The sequence below is a fragment of the Halobacterium sp. R2-5 genome, from assembly GCF_011734195.1.
GTDB lineage: Archaea > Halobacteriota > Halobacteria > Halobacteriales > Halobacteriaceae > Halobacterium.
Genome location: NZ_JAANTH010000001.1, coordinates 1,399,623 through 1,416,565 on the forward strand (window position 1 = coordinate 1,399,623; position 16,943 = coordinate 1,416,565).

The window sequence follows — 16,943 nt, forward strand, 5'->3', positions numbered from 1 at the left end:
GCAGGCGTGACTCCGTTCGACGACGAGACCGTCGCGCACGTGGCCGCCGGCAGTGGCGTCGCCACGGAGGCGCTGCGCGAGGCGGCCGAGGACGTCCAGGCGACCATCGGAGACTACCCCGGGCTGACGGTGGACGGCCTCGTCTACGAGTGGCGCCAGGCGTTCCGCGACGACCCGCTGGTCGAGCGGCGGCCGGACGCGTGGGTGCTCTCGGTCCCCGAGCGCGTCTGGGTCGACGTCTGCGAGCGCGCGGAAATCAGCGAGGAAACGGCGGCCGCGCTCGCGGCGCTGTACGCGACGGAGGTCGAGGGGGAACGAGACGGCGTACCGCTGGTCCTGCTGCGAGAGTAATCAGAGACGGCGGTCGTCGCGGCTAGAAGTCCCGTCCTGGACCCGGCCCGGGACCGCCCTCGGGCTCGGGTTCGGGCTCCGGTTCCGGCTCGGGGTCGAAGTCGTCCTCGTACGCGAGGTTCATAATCCACTGCGAGAAGGCGTCGCTCTGCGCGTCGACTTCCTCCTCGCCGACGAACGGCGACAGCATCTGCCCGGCCATCAGCAGCGAGAAGTCGAGGTCGCGCTCCTTGATGACGGGCGTGATGAGGTAGGTGGTGTTGCCGTTGTGGACGCTCTCCTCGCGCTCCACGAACCCCTTCTCCTCGAGTTTCGACGCGATGCGGCTCCCCTTCCGCGAGGAGACGTCGAGTTCCTTCCAGAACTCGCTCTGGTGGATGCCCCGGGTCTCGCGGACGAGCTCCAGCGCGCTTCGCTCGTCCTCCGAGAGGTCCGCCTCGGTGACTTCGGCGCTCATGTACGAACAACCGGGTGCGCGCGGTTTAAAGTTGACCGTCTCCTCGTTGCTCGCCGCGGGGGAGGGCTGCGTCCACGTCCCGGTACTCGGTTTCGCACGGCGGGCCGTCCGCGAACTCGTAGCGCACGCCGCCGTCCGCGCGGACCGTCACGAGCGACGACGAGCGCGTGCCGAAGCCGTCGCGGTGGACACACGCGTCGGTCTCGTGGTCGGCGAGCGCCTCGCGCGCGGCGTCACGCCACGCCGCGGCGCTGTCGTGACCACGCAGCGCGTCCCGAATCGCAGTCGACTTCTCCGTTCCGTCGTCGAAGCCGGCGTTCACGACGACGTGCGTTCCGGGGTCGAAGGCGTGCGTCCGCAGCACGCCGTCCCACTCGACGAGCACGCACTCGTTCTCGTCGGCGACGACGAGGTTGAACCCCGCGTACGCGCGGTCGGCGACCTCGCGCTCGACGACCTCGATAGCGTCGTCGGCGCTCCCCGCGGCGAGCGCGTCGGTGACGAGGAGGCCGCGCGAGCGCTCGCCTTCGAGGTCGACGCGGCGGTTCGTCACGCCGACGAACACGCGGTGCTCGTTCACGCCGATCCACGTCCCGCCCGCGTCTTCGTCTCTCGGCATCAGTACCTCGGGATTCGCGCCGCGGACGGCGGGCGGCGAGGACGGTCTGCCGACGGCTTCGTCGCGGTTCGCCCCGACCACGAGCGGCGCCTCGTCGAACGCCTGCCACGCGAATGCCAGCGTACACACGCCCCGGGCTACGGCGCGCCGCCACTTAGTTCTCGCCGGCGAGCTCGTCCCGGACGGCCTCGCGGTCGACGGTCCCGGAGGCAGTTCGAGGTAGCTCGTCGGCGAACGCGACGGTCCGCGGGTGCTTGTAGCCCGCGAGGCGGTCCTCGCAGAACGCGCGGAGGTCCTCGGCGGTCACGCCGTCGCTCTCTCGGACGACGAGCGCAGCGACGCGCTCGCCCCACTCCTCGTCCGGGAGGCCGACGACCGCGGCGTCCGCGACGCCCGGGTGGTCGCGGAGCGCGTCGGTGACCTCCTCGGGGTGGACGTTCTCGCCGCCCGTGACGATCTGGTCGGTCTGCCGGCCGCCGACGTGGAGGAAGCCATCGGCGTCCACGAACCCGAAGTCGCCCGTGCGGAGGCCGTGCTCGCAGAACCGCTCCCCGTTCGCGTCCGCGGAGAGGTAGCCGGGCGTGACCGTCGGCCCGGAGACGACGAGTTCGCCGGTCTCGCCCCGAGACAGCACCTCGCCGTCGTCGCCGAGGACGGTCACGTCCGTGCCGAGCAGCGGCCGGCCGACGCTGTCGGGCCGGTCGGCGGCCTCCGTCGCGTGCAGCGTCGCGACCTGCGAGGTGGTCTCGGTCATCCCGAACGTCGGGCAGACCGGAACGCCGGCGTCGAGCGCGCGCTCCACGAGTTCGGGCGGCGTGGGCGCGCCGCCGACGAGCGCGAAACGCAGACTGTCTGGGAGTCCGCCGGCATCGAGCAGCCGGGTGAGCATCGTCGGGACGAGGGAGACGCCCGTGCAGTCGTAGTCGGCGAGCGCCGCGCGCGTCTCGTCGGCGTCGAACCCGCGCGCGAGCACCGCAGTCGTCCCGTAGAGCGCCGAGCGAAGGACGACCGACAGCCCGCCCATGTGGTACAGCGACAGCGGGCAGAGCCAGCGGTCCCCGGGGAGCACGCCGAGGCGGAACGCGCTCGCGACGGCGCTCGCGGCGAAGTTCGCGTACGTCAGCCGGACGGCCTTCGGGTCGCCCGTGGTCCCCGAGGTGAACATCACGGCACGCGTGTCCGTCCACGACAGGTCCGCGGGCTCGACGGCCTCCGGCGAGTGCGCGGCGAATCGCTCGACGTCACTCGAAGCGTCGACGCTCACCGCCGGCACGGGGAGCGCTCGGGCAGCGTCCTCGGTGTCGCTCTCGCAGACGACGAGCGCGGGGCCGACGCGCTCGGCCTGCGCGCGGAGTTCGGGACCGGCGAGCCTGGCGTTCAGCGGCACGAGCACGGCGCCGAGGCGGGCACACGCGAACACCAGCCGGACGAACGCGGGGCGGTTCTCCATCAACACCGCGACGCGGTCGCCACCTCGGACGCCACACGCGGCGAGCCGTCCCGCGGTCTCCTCGACGTCAGCGTCGAGCTCGCGGAACGTCCACGACGAGCCAGTGGCGGCGTCGACGAGCGCGGTCCCGCCGGGATTGCTCCGTGCCTGGAGCGCGACGGCGTCACGCATCCGCGTCCACCTCCGCGGGGTCGACCCCGTGACCGGGCGCATCGGGCACGCGAATCCGGCCGCTCACGACGGGCGCGGGGTCGGGTGCGAGGTCGTCGGCGAGCCTGTCGGCCGTCGCGATCCCGCACGCCGACACGTCGGGAATCGCGGCAGCGAGGTGGACGGCGGCCGTGCGAGCGACGACCGCGTCGACCGTCGTCGTCACGACGGGGTCGACGCCCACATCGCGGGCTTCGCGAGCGGCGGTGAGCGCGCGGTCGACGCCCCCGAGCGCCATCGGTTTCAGAATCACGTAATCCGCGGCGCCGAGGGCGTCTGCGAGCGCGTGCTCGGTCAGCGACTCGTCGAGTGCGAGGCCGACGTCGCCGCCCCGGAGTTCGGCGTGGCCCGCGAGGTCTGGGGCCGGCAGCGGCTGTTCGACGTACTCGACGCCGAGGTCGGCGAACGCGTCGAAGGCGTCGGTGGCCTGTTCGCGCGTCCACGCGCCGTTCGCGTCTGTGCGGAGGGTCACGTCGGTCGCGTCCCAGACTGCGCGCAGGCGCTCGACGTCCGCTTCGACGGAGCGCGCGCCGACTTTCACTTTCACCGTCTCGAACCCGCGCTCCGCGGCCGCTCGCGCCTCGTCGGCGGTCTGCTCCGGTGAGCCGTCGCCGACAGTAGCGTTCACCGGGACGGAGCCGGCGGGGTCGTCGGCGAGGTAGCGGGCGAGCGAGGCGTCCGCGTCGCGGGCCTCCGAGTCGAGTTTCGCGAGCGAGACGGCGTGTCTGGCCGCCGGCGCGTCCTCGCAGGCGGATAGGGCGGCGTTCCAGTCCGCCGCTTCGTCGGCGACTTCGAGTGCTCGCTCGCACTCGTCCAGTGACTCGGTCCAGCCCGGGAGCGGGGTCGCTTCGCCGACACCACTGTTGCGAGCGAAGACGAACCCGCGGCGCTCGTCGATGGCGCCGCGGGCGGTCTCCAGCGGCCGCGCGAGCGGGAGCGCGAAGCGCCGGATCATGCGGCGAGGCCGACGCCGAACAGGAGCGCGTACAGCGCGAGCAACTGTCCGGTGCGCGTGAGCGCGGGGTTGAGCGCGTCGCCGTCCGTCCGCGTGAAGATGGTCTTCGTGACGCTCGCGGCGAGCGGGAGCGAGAGGTACGGCAGGAACACCGCGGGGCTGCCGTTACGAGCGAAGAACCAGACGGGGACGGCGTACGCGAGCACGAGCAGCGCGGCGAACTGGACGCGGGAGAACGTGTAGCCGAACCGCACGGCGAGCGTGCGCTTGCCCGTGGTGGCGTCCTCGTCGCGGTCGCGGACGTTGTTCACGACGAGGATGTTCGTCGCGATAGCCGCGATGGGGAGGCTCGCGACGAACGAGACGAGCGTCACCGAGCCCTCGGGGATGCCGACCGGGACGCCGGCGACGAAGCTCGCGGCCTGCACGTAGTACGCGCCGGTGACGGCGACGACGCCGAAGAAGACGAACACGAAGAGGTCGCCGAGGCCGTGGTAGCCAAGGGGGTACGGGCCGCCGGTGTACGCGATGCCGGACGCGACGCTCACGAGACCGACGACGAGGATGGGGACGCCGCCCACCCAGACGAGGTACGTGCCGACGAGGATGGCGGCGGCGAACGTGAGGTACATCGCGCGCTTGACCTCGCCGGGTTCGATGAGCCCGCCCGCCGTGACGCGCGTGAACCCCTCGCGGTCCTCGGTGTCGGCGCCCTGCACGGCGTCGTAGTAGTCGTTCGCGAAGTTCGTACCGATCTGGATGAGCGCCGCGCCGACGAACGCGGCGAACGCGGGCAGCGGCGCGAACACGCCGTCGCGGACCGCCAGCCCGACTGCGACCAGGATGGGGGCGGCCGCGACCGGGAGCGTGTGCGGGCGCGCGGCGATGAGCCACGCCTCCCGCCGGGAGACGTCAGCCGTGTCGGTCATGTCCCGGGGTTGGGCGAGCGCTCCCATAGCGGTGGCGGTCCCGGCCGTTCCGTGCGGAGGGCCCCGGTTATCACGTTAGATACCGCGAGCCTCACGTATAAGTCTCCGAAGCGTCGTGGTCGGGTAGATGACGCTACCTAGTGGGTCGGTTTTCGCGGTGTACGTCGCCGCGTTCGGCGCCGCGGTGCTCGGCTGCGCTATCGCGTTCCGGCGCGCGCTCCGGGTCGCGGACGCGGACACGCGGCGCGGGCTCGCGGGCGTAGTGGCGGGTAGCGGCGGGTGGGCGCTGTTCGAGCTCGGCTTCCTCGTCGCGCCGTCGCGGCTCCTGAAGTACGTCGCGTACGACCTCAGCCTCGTCGTCGGGCTGTCGACGGTGGGCGCGTGGCTGTACTTCTGCTCGGCGTACACGGGGCGGTCGTTCCACCGCAACCCCACGTACCGCCGGGCGGCCGTCGGCGCGTACGTCGGCATCGTCGCGGTGAAGCTCACGAACCACGTCCACGGGCTCTACTTCACGACGACGGCCGTCCAGTCGCCGTTCCCGCACCTCGCGGTCCAGCACGGCACCATCCACTGGGTCGTCGCGGGGCTGTCGTACGCGCTCGTGGCGGTCGGCTTCTTCATGCTGTTCGAGCTGTTCCTCGAAGCGGACTACGACACGCGCCCGCTCGGCGCGCTCGTCGCGCTGACCGCGCTCCCCGTGCTCTTCGACATCGTCGGGTTCGCGTCGCCGCTGCTCGTCGACGTCAACTACGAGCCGCTCGGCGTCGCGGCGTTCGCCATCGGCGTCCTGTACGTCCACGAGGAGGCGTTCCTCGCCGTCCAGCTCACCGACGGCGTCGACGACGCGGTCGTCTATCTGGACGACGCCGACAGAATCCGGGGGTACAACGGCCGCGCCCGCGAGCTGTTCGACGCCCTCGACGGCGCGAAGGGCGGCCGGTTCGCGGACGTCCTCCCCGAAGTCGAGGCGGCGCTGGGCGACGAGCACTCGGTCGTCGAGCGCGCGGTGGACGGCGAGACGCGGTACTTCCTCGCGACGGCCACGTCGTTCTCGCTCGGGCAGTCGGACATCGGCCGGATGGTCGTGTTCAGCGACGTCACCGACACCGAGCGCAAGCGCCGCGAGCTCGAACGCCAGAACGAGCAGCTGGAGGGGTTCGCGGCCGCCATCCGCCACGAGCTGCTGAACACGCTCCAGATCGTCGACGGCCGCGTCACGGTCGCGGGCAACGCGCTCGACAGCGGGAACGTGGAGACGGCCCGCGACTCGCTGCGGACGGCCTCGGAGACCGCCGACCGGATGGCCGAGGTCGTCGACGACCTCTCCGTGCTCGCGCGCCACGGGAAGACGCTCGACGGCGCCGAGCGCGTTGATTTCGGTGTCGTCGTCGACGGCGCGTGGACGGACGCCGACGTGGACGACCTGACGCTGTCCGTCGACGGCGAGGGGACCGTCGTCGCGAACCCGGCTCGGCTCCGCGAACTGCTGGCGAGCGCGTTCGAGTTCGCGGCGCACAACGGCGCCAGCGAGGTCACCGTCGAGCGCGGCGACGAGTGGTTCGCGGTCGCCGGCGACGGCCGGCCGCCCGGAGACGCGGACTCGGAGCAGTACTTCGAGTACGGGAGCGCCGTCCCGGACGCCGAGGCCGGCATTCTGCTGCCGAACGTGCGGATGCTCGCGGCCGTCCACGGCTGGTCGGCGGGTCTCGACGAAGAGTACGAGAACGGCGTGCGCGTCGTCGTCTCCGGGACCGACAGCGTCGTCGCGCCCGCAGAGTCGCCCGCGTAGTCAGTCGTCGTCGGCGGGCTGGATGTCGCTGTCGCGGTCCTGCTCGGAGAGCAGCGACTCGGGGTCGACGTCGACGCGGTCGTGGCCGCGGGCGTAGTCGCGGGCGGCGACGTAGCTCGCGTAGACGACCGCCACGAGGAACAGCGTGAACGGGAGCGCGAGTATCGGGGACAGCGCCTCGATGGCCTGGAAGCTCTGCAGTTCGAGAGACATCATCCCGAAGCCGGCGAGCAGCGCGCCCCACCACGCGCGGTTGCGGGCGTTGGGGTTCTCGTCGCCCAGCGTGATGGCGGAGATCATGAACACCGCCGAGTCCAGGGACGTGATGATGTAGCCAGCGATGACGAGCACGAACAGCACCGCCAGCAGCGTGCCGTACGGCGTGATGTTCAGCGCGGTCGCGATGGCGGCGGGGATGCCGTCGGCGGCCCACGCCTCGCTGACCGGGCCGACGTAGCTGGGGGAGAGCACCCAGCCCCCGATGATGAGGTGTTGAATCCAGGAGAGGAACGCGGGCGCGACGACGAGCACGACGAACATCTCGCGGATGGTCCGGCCCTTCGAGACGCGGGCGACGAAGCTCCCGACGAAGATGCTCCACGCGGCCCACCACGCCCACCAGAACCCGGTCCAGTTGGCGGCCCAGTTGCCCGCGGACATCGGGTCCGTGTACAGCATCAGCCGTGTGAGGTTGCCGAGCCAGACGCCCGTGGCGTCGAGACCGAGCTCGAACATGAACAGGGTCGGCCCGACGGCGACCAGCAGCGCCATCGCGGCGACGATGAACACCATCGTCGCGCGGGCGGCGTTCCGGATGCCCTTCCGGAGGCCGAGCCAGACGTCCGTGAGGAAGACGGCGCCGATGAGCGCGAAGATGCCGTACGTGAGCGCGCGGGCTTCGAGCCCGAAGACGCCGCCGAGGATGGCGGCCATCGTCTGCGAACTGAACCCGAGCGTGGTGGCGATGCCGCCGATGCTCGCGACGATAGCGGCGAGGTCGACGGTCCAGTGGAAGCCCGGGTAGGAGTCGGGGTCGACGATGCCCGACAGCATCGAGGAGACCTTGTACTGGCCGACGCCCTGCGTGTAGACGATGATGCCGAACGCGAGCGCGACGGGCAGGTACCACATCGCCAGCCCGGGGAACGCCTCGTGGACGAACATGAACGCGAGGGCGAGCGACTCGATGGACGCGCCCTCGACGGGGTAGGGCTTAGGCGGCGGGTTCTGGACGATGGAGATGGGTTCGCCGACCCCCCAGATGAGGATGGAGGCGCCGAACCCGACGGTGAACACCATCGAGAGCCACGAGAACGTGTCGAACTCGGGCTCGGCGTCCGGGCCGCCGATGCGGAGGCGGCCGTACCGGGAGAACGTCACGCCGAGCACGAGCAACAGCAACACGAACCCGAGGAGGATGAACCACCAGCCGAAGTACGTGAGCACCCAGTCGAAGGCGCCGTTCAGTATCGACGTGAGCGCGCTCGGGCGTGCGAACCCGAACGCGGCCAGCGCCACCATCGCGGCCATCGTCACGCCGAACAGCGCGCGCTCGGGCCACGTCGCGTCGTCCAGACCGAGGAGGTACCAGAAGCGTCCAGTCATGAGAACGGTGCAGTCGTCACAGCGTCGGCTCCGCAGCTATCGTGTGCGCGATGCCGAGCACCGCCGCTCGGCCGTCGAAGCACTGCTCCGTACATCTTGCCTGCGCTCAGCGGTGGGCTACGGAAAAATTCGTCGTCTCGGCCGGCAACCGAAACCCTCAGCGCGTCCGTTCGTCGCTCGCGTTCCCGGGTCGTGGAGACGAACCGGGAATTTATGATACGGGCCGCTCGTTTCTGACGGAATGACAGCGCTGTCGCTGCGCTCGCGCCGCTCGGTTCCCGACCTGCTGCGCGCGCTGAGCGGTGCGCTAGTGCTGGTCGTCGTCTGCGAGGTCGCCGTGCGGATCTGGGCCGGCAGCCTGACGAACACGACTGCGACGGTTTTCGCGGGCGAGTTCGTCGTTGGCGTGCTGACGACCGTGCCGTTCGTCGCCGGTGTCGCGTACGCCGGCGGCTGGCTCGAACGCAGCGCCGTCGAGGAGAGCCGCTACGAGCGCGTGTGGCGGTGGACCATCGCCGGCACCGCCGCGTTCTTCCTCCTGAACGTCGCGCTGATGGCGGTCCTGCCGGTCGCGTCGGCGCTGCTGGCCGTCGGGTGGCTGCGGTGGGCGGTCGCCGTGGGAGCGGGCGTCGGCGTCGTCGTCGGCGTGACCGAGGCGCGCGCCATCCAGCAGGCGACGGCGGCCGAGCGAAGCGCCGTCCGCGCCGAACACCTCGAAGTCCAGCGGGACTTGCTGGACTACCTCAACAGCCTGCTGCGCCACGAGGTGCTGAACGCGTCGAACGTCATCTCCGGCTACGCGGAACTGCTGCGCGACGAACACGACCCGGGCACGCCCGGGTACGAGTACAGCGAGACGATACACCGCAAGAGCGAGGAAGTGACCCGGGTCGTCCAGGACGTCCGCGTGCTGTTGCACGCGACCGAGGAGCGCACGGACTTCGAGCGCGTGGACGCCGCCGAGGTCGTCCGCGAGGAAGCCGCGAAGCTCTCGGACCTCGATCGCGGTGTCGTCGTCGAGACGGACCTCCCGGACGCCGCGTACGTCCACGCGGACGCCCTGCTCCCGCGCGTGTTCGGGAACGTGCTCGCGAACGCGGTCGAACACAACGACAGCGACACGCCGCACGTCGAGATTCGTGGGCGAGTGGACGACGACTCGGTCACCGTCGAGGTAGCCGACGACGGCCCGGGCGTCCCCGACGACGAGGTGGCGACGCTGTTCGAGCGGCCGTCACGCCGCGCCGCGGACCACGGCCTCGGCCTCTACCTCGTCAAACGGCTCCTCGACCACTACTGCGGTGACATCGAGCTCGTGGAGACGGGGCCGGACGGCTCGACGTTCCGCATCGTGCTCCCCCGGGAGCCCCCAGTCGAGACTACGGGCTCGCCGTTCGTCGACCCGACCGGCGACCAGCGCACCGATTCCGCGGTGGCGGGCGACGGGCGATGAGGCTTCGACACTGGCCGTGGAGAAGTCGGTCGCCGGCCCTCGCTACTGCTGGCACGGTGGGGCTGTCGTCACCACCCACTGCAGACGAGTAAGTGACAGTTAGGCGTTCGCCAGGCGCGGAAAAGACCGGTCTAGTCGATTCCAGTCCCGCGAATATCGCGCCGGTCGACGGATCGGCCGGTAGGCGGCATCCAGCGGAAACAAAGCCAGTGCTACTCGCACAACTATCTAGGCGCCTTTTCCGGCTCGCAGTCGAACTGATACTCGCGGGTGTTCCGACTTATGACCCGAAACAACCAGTCAGCGGAGAATCTCGCGAGCTCGCGTCGTTCAGTACTCAGAGCCGGCGGTGCAGCGACCGTCGCTTCCCTGCTCGGGCTCTCGGGGAGCGCGGTGGCCCAGGAGGGCGACGGCAACGGTGGCGGCAGCCAGGACGGCATGGACGCGTGGATGTTCAACGACGAAGCGCGGCCGGACACCGTCTTCCGCGTCAAGTCGCCGGAGCTGGAGGACCAGCCGGCTCTCCAGGGCGACTCCGGAGCCCCCCTGGAGAACGCCTCCGTGCGGATCGTCGAGTACTTCAACACCAACGAGGAGGTCATCCTCTTCGTTCCCGACGGCGTGCAGGTCGAGGAGGGGGAACTCTACCAGCTGAACGAGAACCTCCAGTTCGTCGACGGCGGTAGCGCCGAGGGGATCGTCCAAGTTCAGTTCCAGCCGCTCGGCGACGAGGAGTTCCCGTTCGACCTCGTGGACGACGACGACATCGAGATCCTCGAAGAGGGCGGCGAGGGCGCCATCCGTCCGCGGAACTTCTCGGGCGGGTCGATCTTCCGGGTCACGTCCGGCCCCCAGGGGTGGGTGCCCGAGGACATCGACGAGAGCGGCATGTTCACCGACTACAACACCAGGCACGCCGAGTACCTCGGGACCGACGACGAGTTCCTCTTCTTCCCGCAGGCGGACGCCGAAGTGGAGACTGACGCCCTCTACACGGTTCAGAGCGAGTGGGAACTGCTGGACCCTGTCGGGAACCTCACCGCCGTCGAGTTCAATCGCGTGAACGAGGACAGCATCCCGGTCGACGACGAGTACCTGTAGTCGCCCCGCTCCGGGGACACTCGAACCGCCACTGACGAACGACCGATCCCTCTCCTCTCATTTTCCGTCGCCGAAGCACGACCACAGCGGTCGGTGCCGCGCGGTCAGTAGTACCAGGGGTAGTCCGAGAAGTCCGGGTCGCGGCCCTCCATGAACGCCTCCCGGCCCTCCTTCGCCTCGTCGGTCATGTAGCCGAGGCGGGTGGCCTCACCCGCGAACACCTGCTGGTCGACGAGGCCGTCGTCGGCCATGTTGAACGCGTACTTCAGCATCCGGACCGCAGTCGGGGACTTCGACGACACCTCGTCGGCCCACTCCAGCGCGACGTCCTCCAGGTCGTCGTGGGCGACGACCTCGTTGACCATCCCCATGTCTGCGGCTTCCTCGGCGGAGTACGTCTTCCCGCGGAAGAAGACCTCTCGGGCCTTCTTCTGGCCGACCTGCTTGGCGAGGTACGCCGACCCGAACCCCGCGTCGAAGGAGGCGACGTCGGGGTCGGTCTGGAGGAACTTCGCGTGCTCGCCGCTCGCGAGCGTCATGTCGCAGACGACGTGCAGCGAGTGCCCGCCGCCGACCGCCCAGCCCGGGACCACGGCGATGACGGGCTTGGGCATGAAGCGAATCGCGCGCTGCACTTCGAGGATGTGGAGGCGGCCCGCCTTCGCCTTCCGCACCGTCTCGTCCTCCTCGGTGGCGGCCTCGTCGTCGCCGCGGTACTCGTAGCCCGAATCGCCGCGCACGGACTGGTCGCCGCCGGAGCAGAACGCCCAGCCGCCGTCCTTCTCGCTCGGGCCGTTCCCCGTGAGGAGCACGCAGCCGACGTCCGTCTGGCGCTTCGCGTGGTCGAGCGCCTCGTGGAGCTCGTCGACGGTGCCCGGGCGGAACGCGTTCCGCACCTCGGGGCGGTCGAACGCGATGCGGACCGCGTCGACGTCCGTCCCGCGGTGGTAGGTGATGTCCTCGAAGTCGCAGTCCGCGACCGGCTCCCAGCGGTCGGCGTCGAAGATGTCCGAGACCATACCGGAGAACGGGCGCGGACGGCGCAAAAAGGTTCCTTACTCGGCGGGCTCGCCGTCTCGTCCGGCGGCTCCGTCGCCGTCGTCGAGCGCCTGCTCGGGGATGATAGCGGGCGGCGTGGCGTCGAACGGGCCGTCCTCGTCGGTGACCCACAGCGTGAGGTAGACGACACAGGCCGCGACGACCGCCGTCGGGAACTGGAGCGTGAACACGCCGTAGACGACGCACGCGCCCATCGTCACCGCGGCGACGGTCTCGCGGTTCGTCCCACCCGCGTAGAGGAGGACGGCGACTACCCCGCAGGCGACTGCGAACCCGAAACCGACGATGATTTCGTTGGCGATAGCACCGACGTACAGCAGTCCGAGCACGCCGACGAGGACGGCGAGCGCGGCGAGTTGCGTCGTCGTGGAGGGCATCGCCCGGACCTGCTCGGAGGAGCGCCTTAGTCGTTTAGGTCGTCGGCGACGGCGGCTTCCAGGCGCTCGCGCTCCCGGTGGCTGGCCTCGCCGTCCGTCGCGACTTCGACGACCTGCGTGCCGCCGCTGCCGACGGACTCCCGGTAGGCGTTCCGGAAGTCGTCGAGCGTGTCCACACGCGCGAATTCGAAGCCGTAGACGTCCCCGAGCGGCTCGAAGTCGAGGCCGTGTGGCGTCACGAACTGCTCGGTGAACGGCGGCTCGAACTCCTCGATGGGGAGCATGTGGAAGATGCCGCCGCCGTCGTTGTTCACGACGACGACGGTGGCGTCCACCTCGCAGCGGTCGAGCGCGAGCAGGCCGTTCGAGTCGTGGTAGTACGCGAGGTCGCCCGTGAGCACCACGAGCGGGTCGTCCGTGGCGCTGCCCGCGCCCAATCCCGTCGACGTGATGCCGTCGATGCCGGACGCGCCGCGGTTTCCGAGCACGGTCAGCTCCGCCTCCCGCGGCCGCGCGAACCTGTCGAGGTCCCGGACCGGCATGCTGTTCGAGACCATGATCGTGGCGGAGTCCGGCGCGTCGTGGGCCGCCGCGGCGACCACGTCGCCCTCCAGCAGCGCGTCGCGTTCGACGCGGTCGACGGCGTCCCAGTAGTCGGCTTCGAGAGAGCTGACTCGGTCTGCCCAGTCGCCCGCGGAGCGGTTCACGCGCTCGGCGAGTGCGTAAGCGGTCTCGGTCGGGTCGGCCACGACGAGGTCCGACGCCGCGAACGTCGCCTCTCGCCACCCGCCTGCGGGGTCGACGAGGAACTGGCGGGCGCCGCTGTCACGGAGGTAGTTCCGCAGCGGCTTCGACGTCGGCGACGCGCCGAAGCGCACGACGACGTCCGGCGCCGGCACGTCGGCAGCGAGGAAGCCGTCGTAGCCGCCGACCACCGAGGTGTCGGGGACGTGCTCACCGAACCGAACGTCCGAGAGCGGGTCCGCGAATACCGGGAAGCCGGTCGCGTCGGCCAGTTCTGCGGCCGCGTCCGCGGTCAGCCCGTGGGCGTCGTCCGGGCCGGCCACGACGAGGCCGCGGTCAGCCGACTCCACGGCGCCCGCGAGCGCGTCGAGCGTCGCGGCGTCGGGGGCTGTGGGGTTCTGGTGGACGGAGACGTAGGGACCGTCGCGGCCCTCCGCAGCGAGCGGGAAGCCGTCCGCGAAGTTCTCGGGCACGTCGCCCGGCACCTCGACGGGTTCGAGGGGCTTCGCGAACGGGACGTTGAGGTGGACGGGTCCCGGGTTCGCGCCCGTCGTCTCGCCGATTGCGCGGCAGACCGACGTCCGAAGCGACCGGAGCTTCCGGTCGTCGGCCTCGGGTTCGGGAAGCTCTCGGAAGTGACGGACGGCGTCGCCGTAGAGCTTCGTCTGGTCGACGGTCTGGTTCGCGCCCGAGTCACGGAGCTCCGGCGGGCGGTCCGCCGTGAGGACGAGCAGCGGGTCCCGCGCCTGGTTGGCCTCCATCACTGCGGGGTGGAAGTTCGCCGTCGCGGTGCCGGACGTCGAGACCACGGGCGTCGGCTCGCCAGTGCGCTTCCCGCGGCCGAGCGCGAAGAACGCCGCCGAGCGCTCGTCGAGGTGCGAGAACACCCGTACGTCGTCGTGTTCGGCGAGCGCGACGGTCAGCGGCGTCGAGCGGCTCCCCGGGCAGACGCAGACGGCGTCGACGCCCGCGCGGACGAGCTCCTCGACGATAGCGCGCGCCCACAGCGCGTTCCGGTTCGGCGCGGTCATCGGCGGAGCTCGTCGAGAATCGGCTGGTACTTGAGCTGGACCTCCTCGTACTCCTCGCCGGGGTCGCTGTCCGCGACGATGCCGTTGCCCGCGAACATCGTCACCGAGCGGTCGCGGGCGACCGCCGAGCGCAGCGCGACCGCGAACGTGCCGTCGCCGTCGGCGTCGAACCAGCCGACGGGCGCGGCGTACCAGCCGCGGTCGAACGTCTCCGTCTCCCGAATCACGTCCAGGGCGGCCTCCGGCGGCAGTCCGCCGACGGCCGGCGTCGGGTGGAGCGCCTCGGCGACGTCGAGCACGTGCGTGTCGGCGCCGACGTCGGCCTCGATGGGCGTGCTCAGGTGCTGGATGTTCGAGAGCTTGCGGACGCTGCGCTCGCCCACGGAAACGTCGCCGAACGCGGCGACGCTGTCGGCGACGGTGTCCGTGACGAGGCGCTGCTCGTGGCGGAGCTTCTCGCTGTTCCGGAGCTCCGCGGCGAGGTCGGCGTCCGCCTCGGGCGTGTCACCGCGGCCGACCGAGCCCGCGAGTCCGACCGTCTCCACGCTCCCGTCCTGGAGCGTCACGAGGCGCTCGGGCGTCGCGCCGAGGAACGCGGCGTCGCCGATCGGCTCCACGAGGAAGCGGAAACACGACGGGTACGACTGGCGCAGCCGCTCCAGCAGGTCGCGGGGGTCGAGGTCGCCGTCGAGGTCCGCGCGCAGCGCGGTCGCCAGTACGACTTTCCGCAGGTCGCCGGCCTCGATGCGCTCGACGGCGTGCTCGACCTGCTCGCGCCACGACGCTTCGTCGCTGGTCGGCGTGGTCGCCTCGACGCCCGGACGCGGACCGCTGGGCCGCATCGCTGGTAACGACTCCACTTGCTCGCGGGCGTCGTCGAGGGCGGCGTCGACGGCTTCGGGGTCGACGGCCTCGCCCGCTCGCGTCACCGTCAGCCACGTCTCCTCGCCCGCGCTCGCCAGCTGGACTTCCGGGAGCACGAACTGCGCGGCCGGGAACCCCGCCCACGTGCCCTCGGCCGTGTGGTCGTCGTGGAACGCGAACCCGCCGAGCAGTCGGGGGCGGGCGACCGCGGGGCCGTCGTGGTCGCGGTCGTCGAACAGCGCCGTCGCCCACTCGCGCACGTCGCCGAAGCGGTCGCTGCCGGCCGCCGTCACCGTCGCGGCGGCGCCACAGCCGGACAGCTCCAGGCCGTCCGGGTCCGCCCAGTGGATGCGGGGCGCGTCCCGGGCCGCGAGGAACGCCCGATAGGAGACGTCTGCCACCCGGCAGCTCCTGCTCACGGCCGCCCCGCGGGCGGCCGCTTCGCCGGACAGAGAACTCATTGGTCGTGGTTCAGGACGCTGCGACTAATAGCCTGTTCCTTCGGCGGCGCCGGCCCCTAGCTGTACCGGTCCTCGGCCCACGGGTCGGCGGTGTTCGAGTAGCCGCGCTTCTCCCAGTAGCCGCGCTCCGGCTCCGTGAGGAACTCCACGCCGTCGACCCACTTCGCGCCCTTGTACGCGTACTTGTGGGGCGTGACGACGCGCAGCGGGCCGCCGTGCTCGGCCGGCAGGTCATCGCCGTCGAACGCCCACGTGAACAGGACCTCGTCGCGCATGCAGTCCTCCAGGGGGAGGTTGGTCGTGTACCCGTCGAGCGCGTGGAACATCACCGTCGTCACGTCGCCGTGGACGCCCGCGAGCTCCGCGAGGTGGGGGAACGTGACGCCAGTGAACTCGCAGTCGAACTTCGACCAGCCGGTGACGCAGTGGAAGTCCTGGCGCTGCGTGACGCTGTCGAGGCCGCGGAACTCCTCGTAGGAGAGCGAGAGCTCCTCGTCGACGGCGCCCGTGACCGTGAACGTCCAGTCCTCGCGGTCCCACTTCGGCGTGCCGCCCTTCGACAGCACGGGGAACTTCGAGGTCTCGCGCTGGCCGGGCGGCAGCCGGTCGTCGCCGAACTCCTCGTAGAGGTCCGTGACGTCCTCGACACTCATGGACCGCAGTAGGCGTCGCGGCCACGTATTCCTACCGACTCGGGCCGAGGCGGCCGGTTTCGGGAATTCAGCCGAGGGAGGGGCTGATTCGCAGGGACGGCCGCGGGCCCGCCCCCCGTCAGGCTTAAGAACAGTGGCGGCGAAGCCCCGGCCAGAACAATGCCCCAGATAGAAGTCAACATCCCGGACCAGATCGAGATGCAGATCGCACAGCTCGTCGAACAGGGGGAGTTCGTCAGCCAGGAGGAGGCCGTCGAGCAGCTGCTGTCCTCGGGCATCCGCGCGTACAAGACCAGCGGCCCGAGCGACGAGGAGGACGGCGCGGGCCTGGAGAGCGAGGGCGGCATGATGGGCCACGAAGACGAGTACGTCTTCTGATTCGGCGCCGCTCGCGGATGGCTCGTTCGTCTCCCCCTTCTCCCGCGTCGCTCGCGCGGCGCGCGTGGTACGCAGTCGCGGACAACGCTTAAACCCCCGAATTCCCTATCTCGACCAACCATGCACAAGGACGAGCTCCTCGACCTCCACGAACAGATGGTCCAGATCAAAGACCAGTTCCTCCAGTTCGACAACGTCGACGACGACGCCTTCGCGGCGTACGAGGAACTCGAGGTCGAGCCCTCTCACGTCCACAAGTCCAAGAGCGAGCACAAGCACGCCGTCTTCCTGCTCGGGAACGCGCTCGCGGCCGCGATGAGCGAGGACGAGTTCTCGAACGCCGGCCGGCTCAGCAAGCGGATGCAGGAGCTCGCGGACGACGCTTCGAGCAAGCTGTAACTGTACTCGGTCGACGTCGTCGGCTCGTCTGACAGAACGGTTGCGTAGCGGCTCG

The 16,943-nt window shown here is 70.6% G+C and carries 16 protein-coding genes and 1 pseudogene; 6 read left to right on the forward strand and 11 right to left on the reverse strand.

Annotated elements, in window-relative coordinates; translation table 11 throughout:
* The first annotated feature begins 6 nt into the window (after positions 1 to 6).
* On the forward strand, positions 7 to 351 hold the full coding sequence (locus G9C83_RS07545) for a hypothetical protein (RefSeq protein ID WP_167245478.1): 345 nt from the start codon (positions 7 to 9) through the stop codon (positions 349 to 351).
* 103 nt (positions 352 to 454) lie between these two features.
* Here G9C83_RS07545 and G9C83_RS07550 read toward each other — a convergent pair.
* The 5 genes and pseudogenes from G9C83_RS07550 to G9C83_RS07570 form a co-directional block, all read right to left on the reverse strand.
* Positions 455 to 808: pseudogene (locus tag G9C83_RS07550) on the reverse strand (MarR family transcriptional regulator); the annotation flags it as partial.
* A gap of 25 nt (positions 809 to 833) precedes the next feature.
* Positions 834 to 1,556 carry an NRDE family protein gene (locus tag G9C83_RS07555; RefSeq protein ID WP_167245480.1) on the reverse strand — a complete coding sequence of 241 codons (723 nt, stop codon included), beginning with the start codon at positions 1,554 to 1,556 and terminating at the stop codon, positions 834 to 836.
* Between the two features lie 25 nt (positions 1,557 to 1,581).
* Entirely contained in the window at positions 1,582 to 3,048 is a 1,467-nt protein-coding gene (gene menE, locus G9C83_RS07560) for an o-succinylbenzoate--CoA ligase (protein ID WP_167245481.1), read from the reverse strand.
* Positions 3,041 to 4,042, reverse strand: coding sequence for an enolase C-terminal domain-like protein (locus G9C83_RS07565; protein WP_167245482.1), 1,002 nt, complete (start codon positions 4,040 to 4,042; stop codon positions 3,041 to 3,043). The genes menE and G9C83_RS07565 overlap by 8 nt, the downstream gene beginning before the upstream one ends.
* Positions 4,039 to 4,971, reverse strand: a complete 933-nt coding sequence (locus G9C83_RS07570) for a 1,4-dihydroxy-2-naphthoate polyprenyltransferase (protein WP_167245483.1) — start codon at positions 4,969 to 4,971, stop codon at positions 4,039 to 4,041. The genes G9C83_RS07565 and G9C83_RS07570 overlap by 4 nt, the downstream gene beginning before the upstream one ends.
* Positions 4,972 to 5,098: 127 nt before the next feature.
* Here G9C83_RS07570 and G9C83_RS07575 point away from each other — a divergent pair, with 127 nt between their 5' ends.
* Positions 5,099 to 6,763 (forward strand): histidine kinase N-terminal 7TM domain-containing protein, encoded by a 1,665-nt coding sequence (locus G9C83_RS07575; RefSeq protein ID WP_167245484.1) that lies wholly within the window; start codon positions 5,099 to 5,101, stop codon positions 6,761 to 6,763.
* On the opposite strand, the gene G9C83_RS07580 is transcribed toward G9C83_RS07575, so the two are convergent.
* A complete protein-coding gene (locus G9C83_RS07580; protein WP_167245485.1) occupies positions 6,764 to 8,368 on the reverse strand; it encodes a BCCT family transporter in 1,605 nt (534 codons plus the stop codon).
* 241 nt (positions 8,369 to 8,609) lie between these two features.
* Between G9C83_RS07580 and G9C83_RS07585 the strand changes: the two genes are divergently transcribed.
* Complete coding sequence (locus G9C83_RS07585) at positions 8,610 to 9,821, forward strand: HAMP domain-containing sensor histidine kinase (RefSeq protein ID WP_167245486.1); 1,212 nt, start codon at positions 8,610 to 8,612, stop codon at positions 9,819 to 9,821.
* Positions 9,822 to 10,103: 282 nt separating this feature from the next.
* The gene (locus G9C83_RS07590; protein ID WP_167245487.1) at positions 10,104 to 10,922 is read left to right on the forward strand and encodes a hypothetical protein; all 819 of its coding nucleotides are present in this window, start codon (positions 10,104 to 10,106) and stop codon (positions 10,920 to 10,922) included.
* 104 nt (positions 10,923 to 11,026) lie between these two features.
* On the opposite strand, the gene G9C83_RS07595 is transcribed toward G9C83_RS07590, so the two are convergent.
* From G9C83_RS07595 to G9C83_RS07615, 5 genes are read right to left on the reverse strand one after another with little or no spacing between them, the layout of a single operon-like run.
* Entirely contained in the window at positions 11,027 to 11,941 is a 915-nt protein-coding gene (locus tag G9C83_RS07595; protein ID WP_167245488.1) for a 1,4-dihydroxy-2-naphthoyl-CoA synthase, read from the reverse strand.
* A 36-nt stretch (positions 11,942 to 11,977) separates the two neighbouring features.
* Complete coding sequence (locus tag G9C83_RS07600) at positions 11,978 to 12,358, reverse strand: hypothetical protein (RefSeq protein WP_167245489.1); 381 nt, start codon at positions 12,356 to 12,358, stop codon at positions 11,978 to 11,980.
* 26 nt (positions 12,359 to 12,384) lie between these two features.
* Complete coding sequence (gene menD, locus G9C83_RS07605; RefSeq protein WP_167245490.1) at positions 12,385 to 14,133, reverse strand: 2-succinyl-5-enolpyruvyl-6-hydroxy-3-cyclohexene-1-carboxylic-acid synthase; 1,749 nt, start codon at positions 14,131 to 14,133, stop codon at positions 12,385 to 12,387.
* Complete coding sequence (locus G9C83_RS07610) at positions 14,130 to 15,458, reverse strand: isochorismate synthase (protein ID WP_167245491.1); 1,329 nt, start codon at positions 15,456 to 15,458, stop codon at positions 14,130 to 14,132. Before G9C83_RS07610 ends, menD begins: the two co-directional genes overlap by 4 nt.
* 56 nt (positions 15,459 to 15,514) lie before the next feature.
* Positions 15,515 to 16,111, reverse strand: a complete 597-nt coding sequence (locus G9C83_RS07615) for a sulfite oxidase-like oxidoreductase (protein WP_167245492.1) — start codon at positions 16,109 to 16,111, stop codon at positions 15,515 to 15,517.
* A gap of 159 nt (positions 16,112 to 16,270) precedes the next feature.
* Here G9C83_RS07615 and G9C83_RS07620 point away from each other — a divergent pair, with 159 nt between their 5' ends.
* Entirely contained in the window at positions 16,271 to 16,489 is a 219-nt protein-coding gene (locus G9C83_RS07620) for a cell surface protein (RefSeq protein ID WP_167245493.1), read from the forward strand.
* A 120-nt stretch (positions 16,490 to 16,609) separates the two neighbouring features.
* Positions 16,610 to 16,888: a UPF0058 family protein gene (locus G9C83_RS07625; RefSeq protein ID WP_167245494.1), complete on the forward strand. Its 279-nt coding sequence runs from the start codon at positions 16,610 to 16,612 to the stop codon at positions 16,886 to 16,888.
* Positions 16,889 to 16,943 lie beyond the last annotated feature (55 nt).

Bases quoted from the DNA above. Each gene is read 5' to 3' on its own strand.
- menE (WP_167245481.1), bottom strand. From the start codon at position 3,048: ATGCGTGACGCCGTCGCGCTCCAGGCACGGAGCAATCCCGGCGGGACC.
- G9C83_RS07565 (WP_167245482.1), bottom strand. From the start codon at position 4,042: ATGATCCGGCGCTTCGCGCTCCCGCTCGCGCGGCCGCTGGAGACCGCC.
- G9C83_RS07570 (WP_167245483.1), bottom strand. From the start codon at position 4,971: ATGACCGACACGGCTGACGTCTCCCGGCGGGAGGCGTGGCTCATCGCC.
- G9C83_RS07575 (WP_167245484.1), top strand. From the start codon at position 5,099: ATGACGCTACCTAGTGGGTCGGTTTTCGCGGTGTACGTCGCCGCGTTC.
- G9C83_RS07580 (WP_167245485.1), bottom strand. From the start codon at position 8,368: ATGACTGGACGCTTCTGGTACCTCCTCGGTCTGGACGACGCGACGTGG.
- G9C83_RS07585 (WP_167245486.1), top strand. From the start codon at position 8,610: ATGACAGCGCTGTCGCTGCGCTCGCGCCGCTCGGTTCCCGACCTGCTG.
- G9C83_RS07590 (WP_167245487.1), top strand. From the start codon at position 10,104: ATGACCCGAAACAACCAGTCAGCGGAGAATCTCGCGAGCTCGCGTCGT.
- G9C83_RS07595 (WP_167245488.1), bottom strand. From the start codon at position 11,941: ATGGTCTCGGACATCTTCGACGCCGACCGCTGGGAGCCGGTCGCGGAC.
- G9C83_RS07600 (WP_167245489.1), bottom strand. From the start codon at position 12,358: ATGCCCTCCACGACGACGCAACTCGCCGCGCTCGCCGTCCTCGTCGGC.
- menD (WP_167245490.1), bottom strand. From the start codon at position 14,133: ATGACCGCGCCGAACCGGAACGCGCTGTGGGCGCGCGCTATCGTCGAG.
- G9C83_RS07610 (WP_167245491.1), bottom strand. From the start codon at position 15,458: ATGAGTTCTCTGTCCGGCGAAGCGGCCGCCCGCGGGGCGGCCGTGAGC.
- G9C83_RS07615 (WP_167245492.1), bottom strand. From the start codon at position 16,111: ATGAGTGTCGAGGACGTCACGGACCTCTACGAGGAGTTCGGCGACGAC.
- G9C83_RS07620 (WP_167245493.1), top strand. From the start codon at position 16,271: ATGCCCCAGATAGAAGTCAACATCCCGGACCAGATCGAGATGCAGATC.
- G9C83_RS07625 (WP_167245494.1), top strand. From the start codon at position 16,610: ATGCACAAGGACGAGCTCCTCGACCTCCACGAACAGATGGTCCAGATC.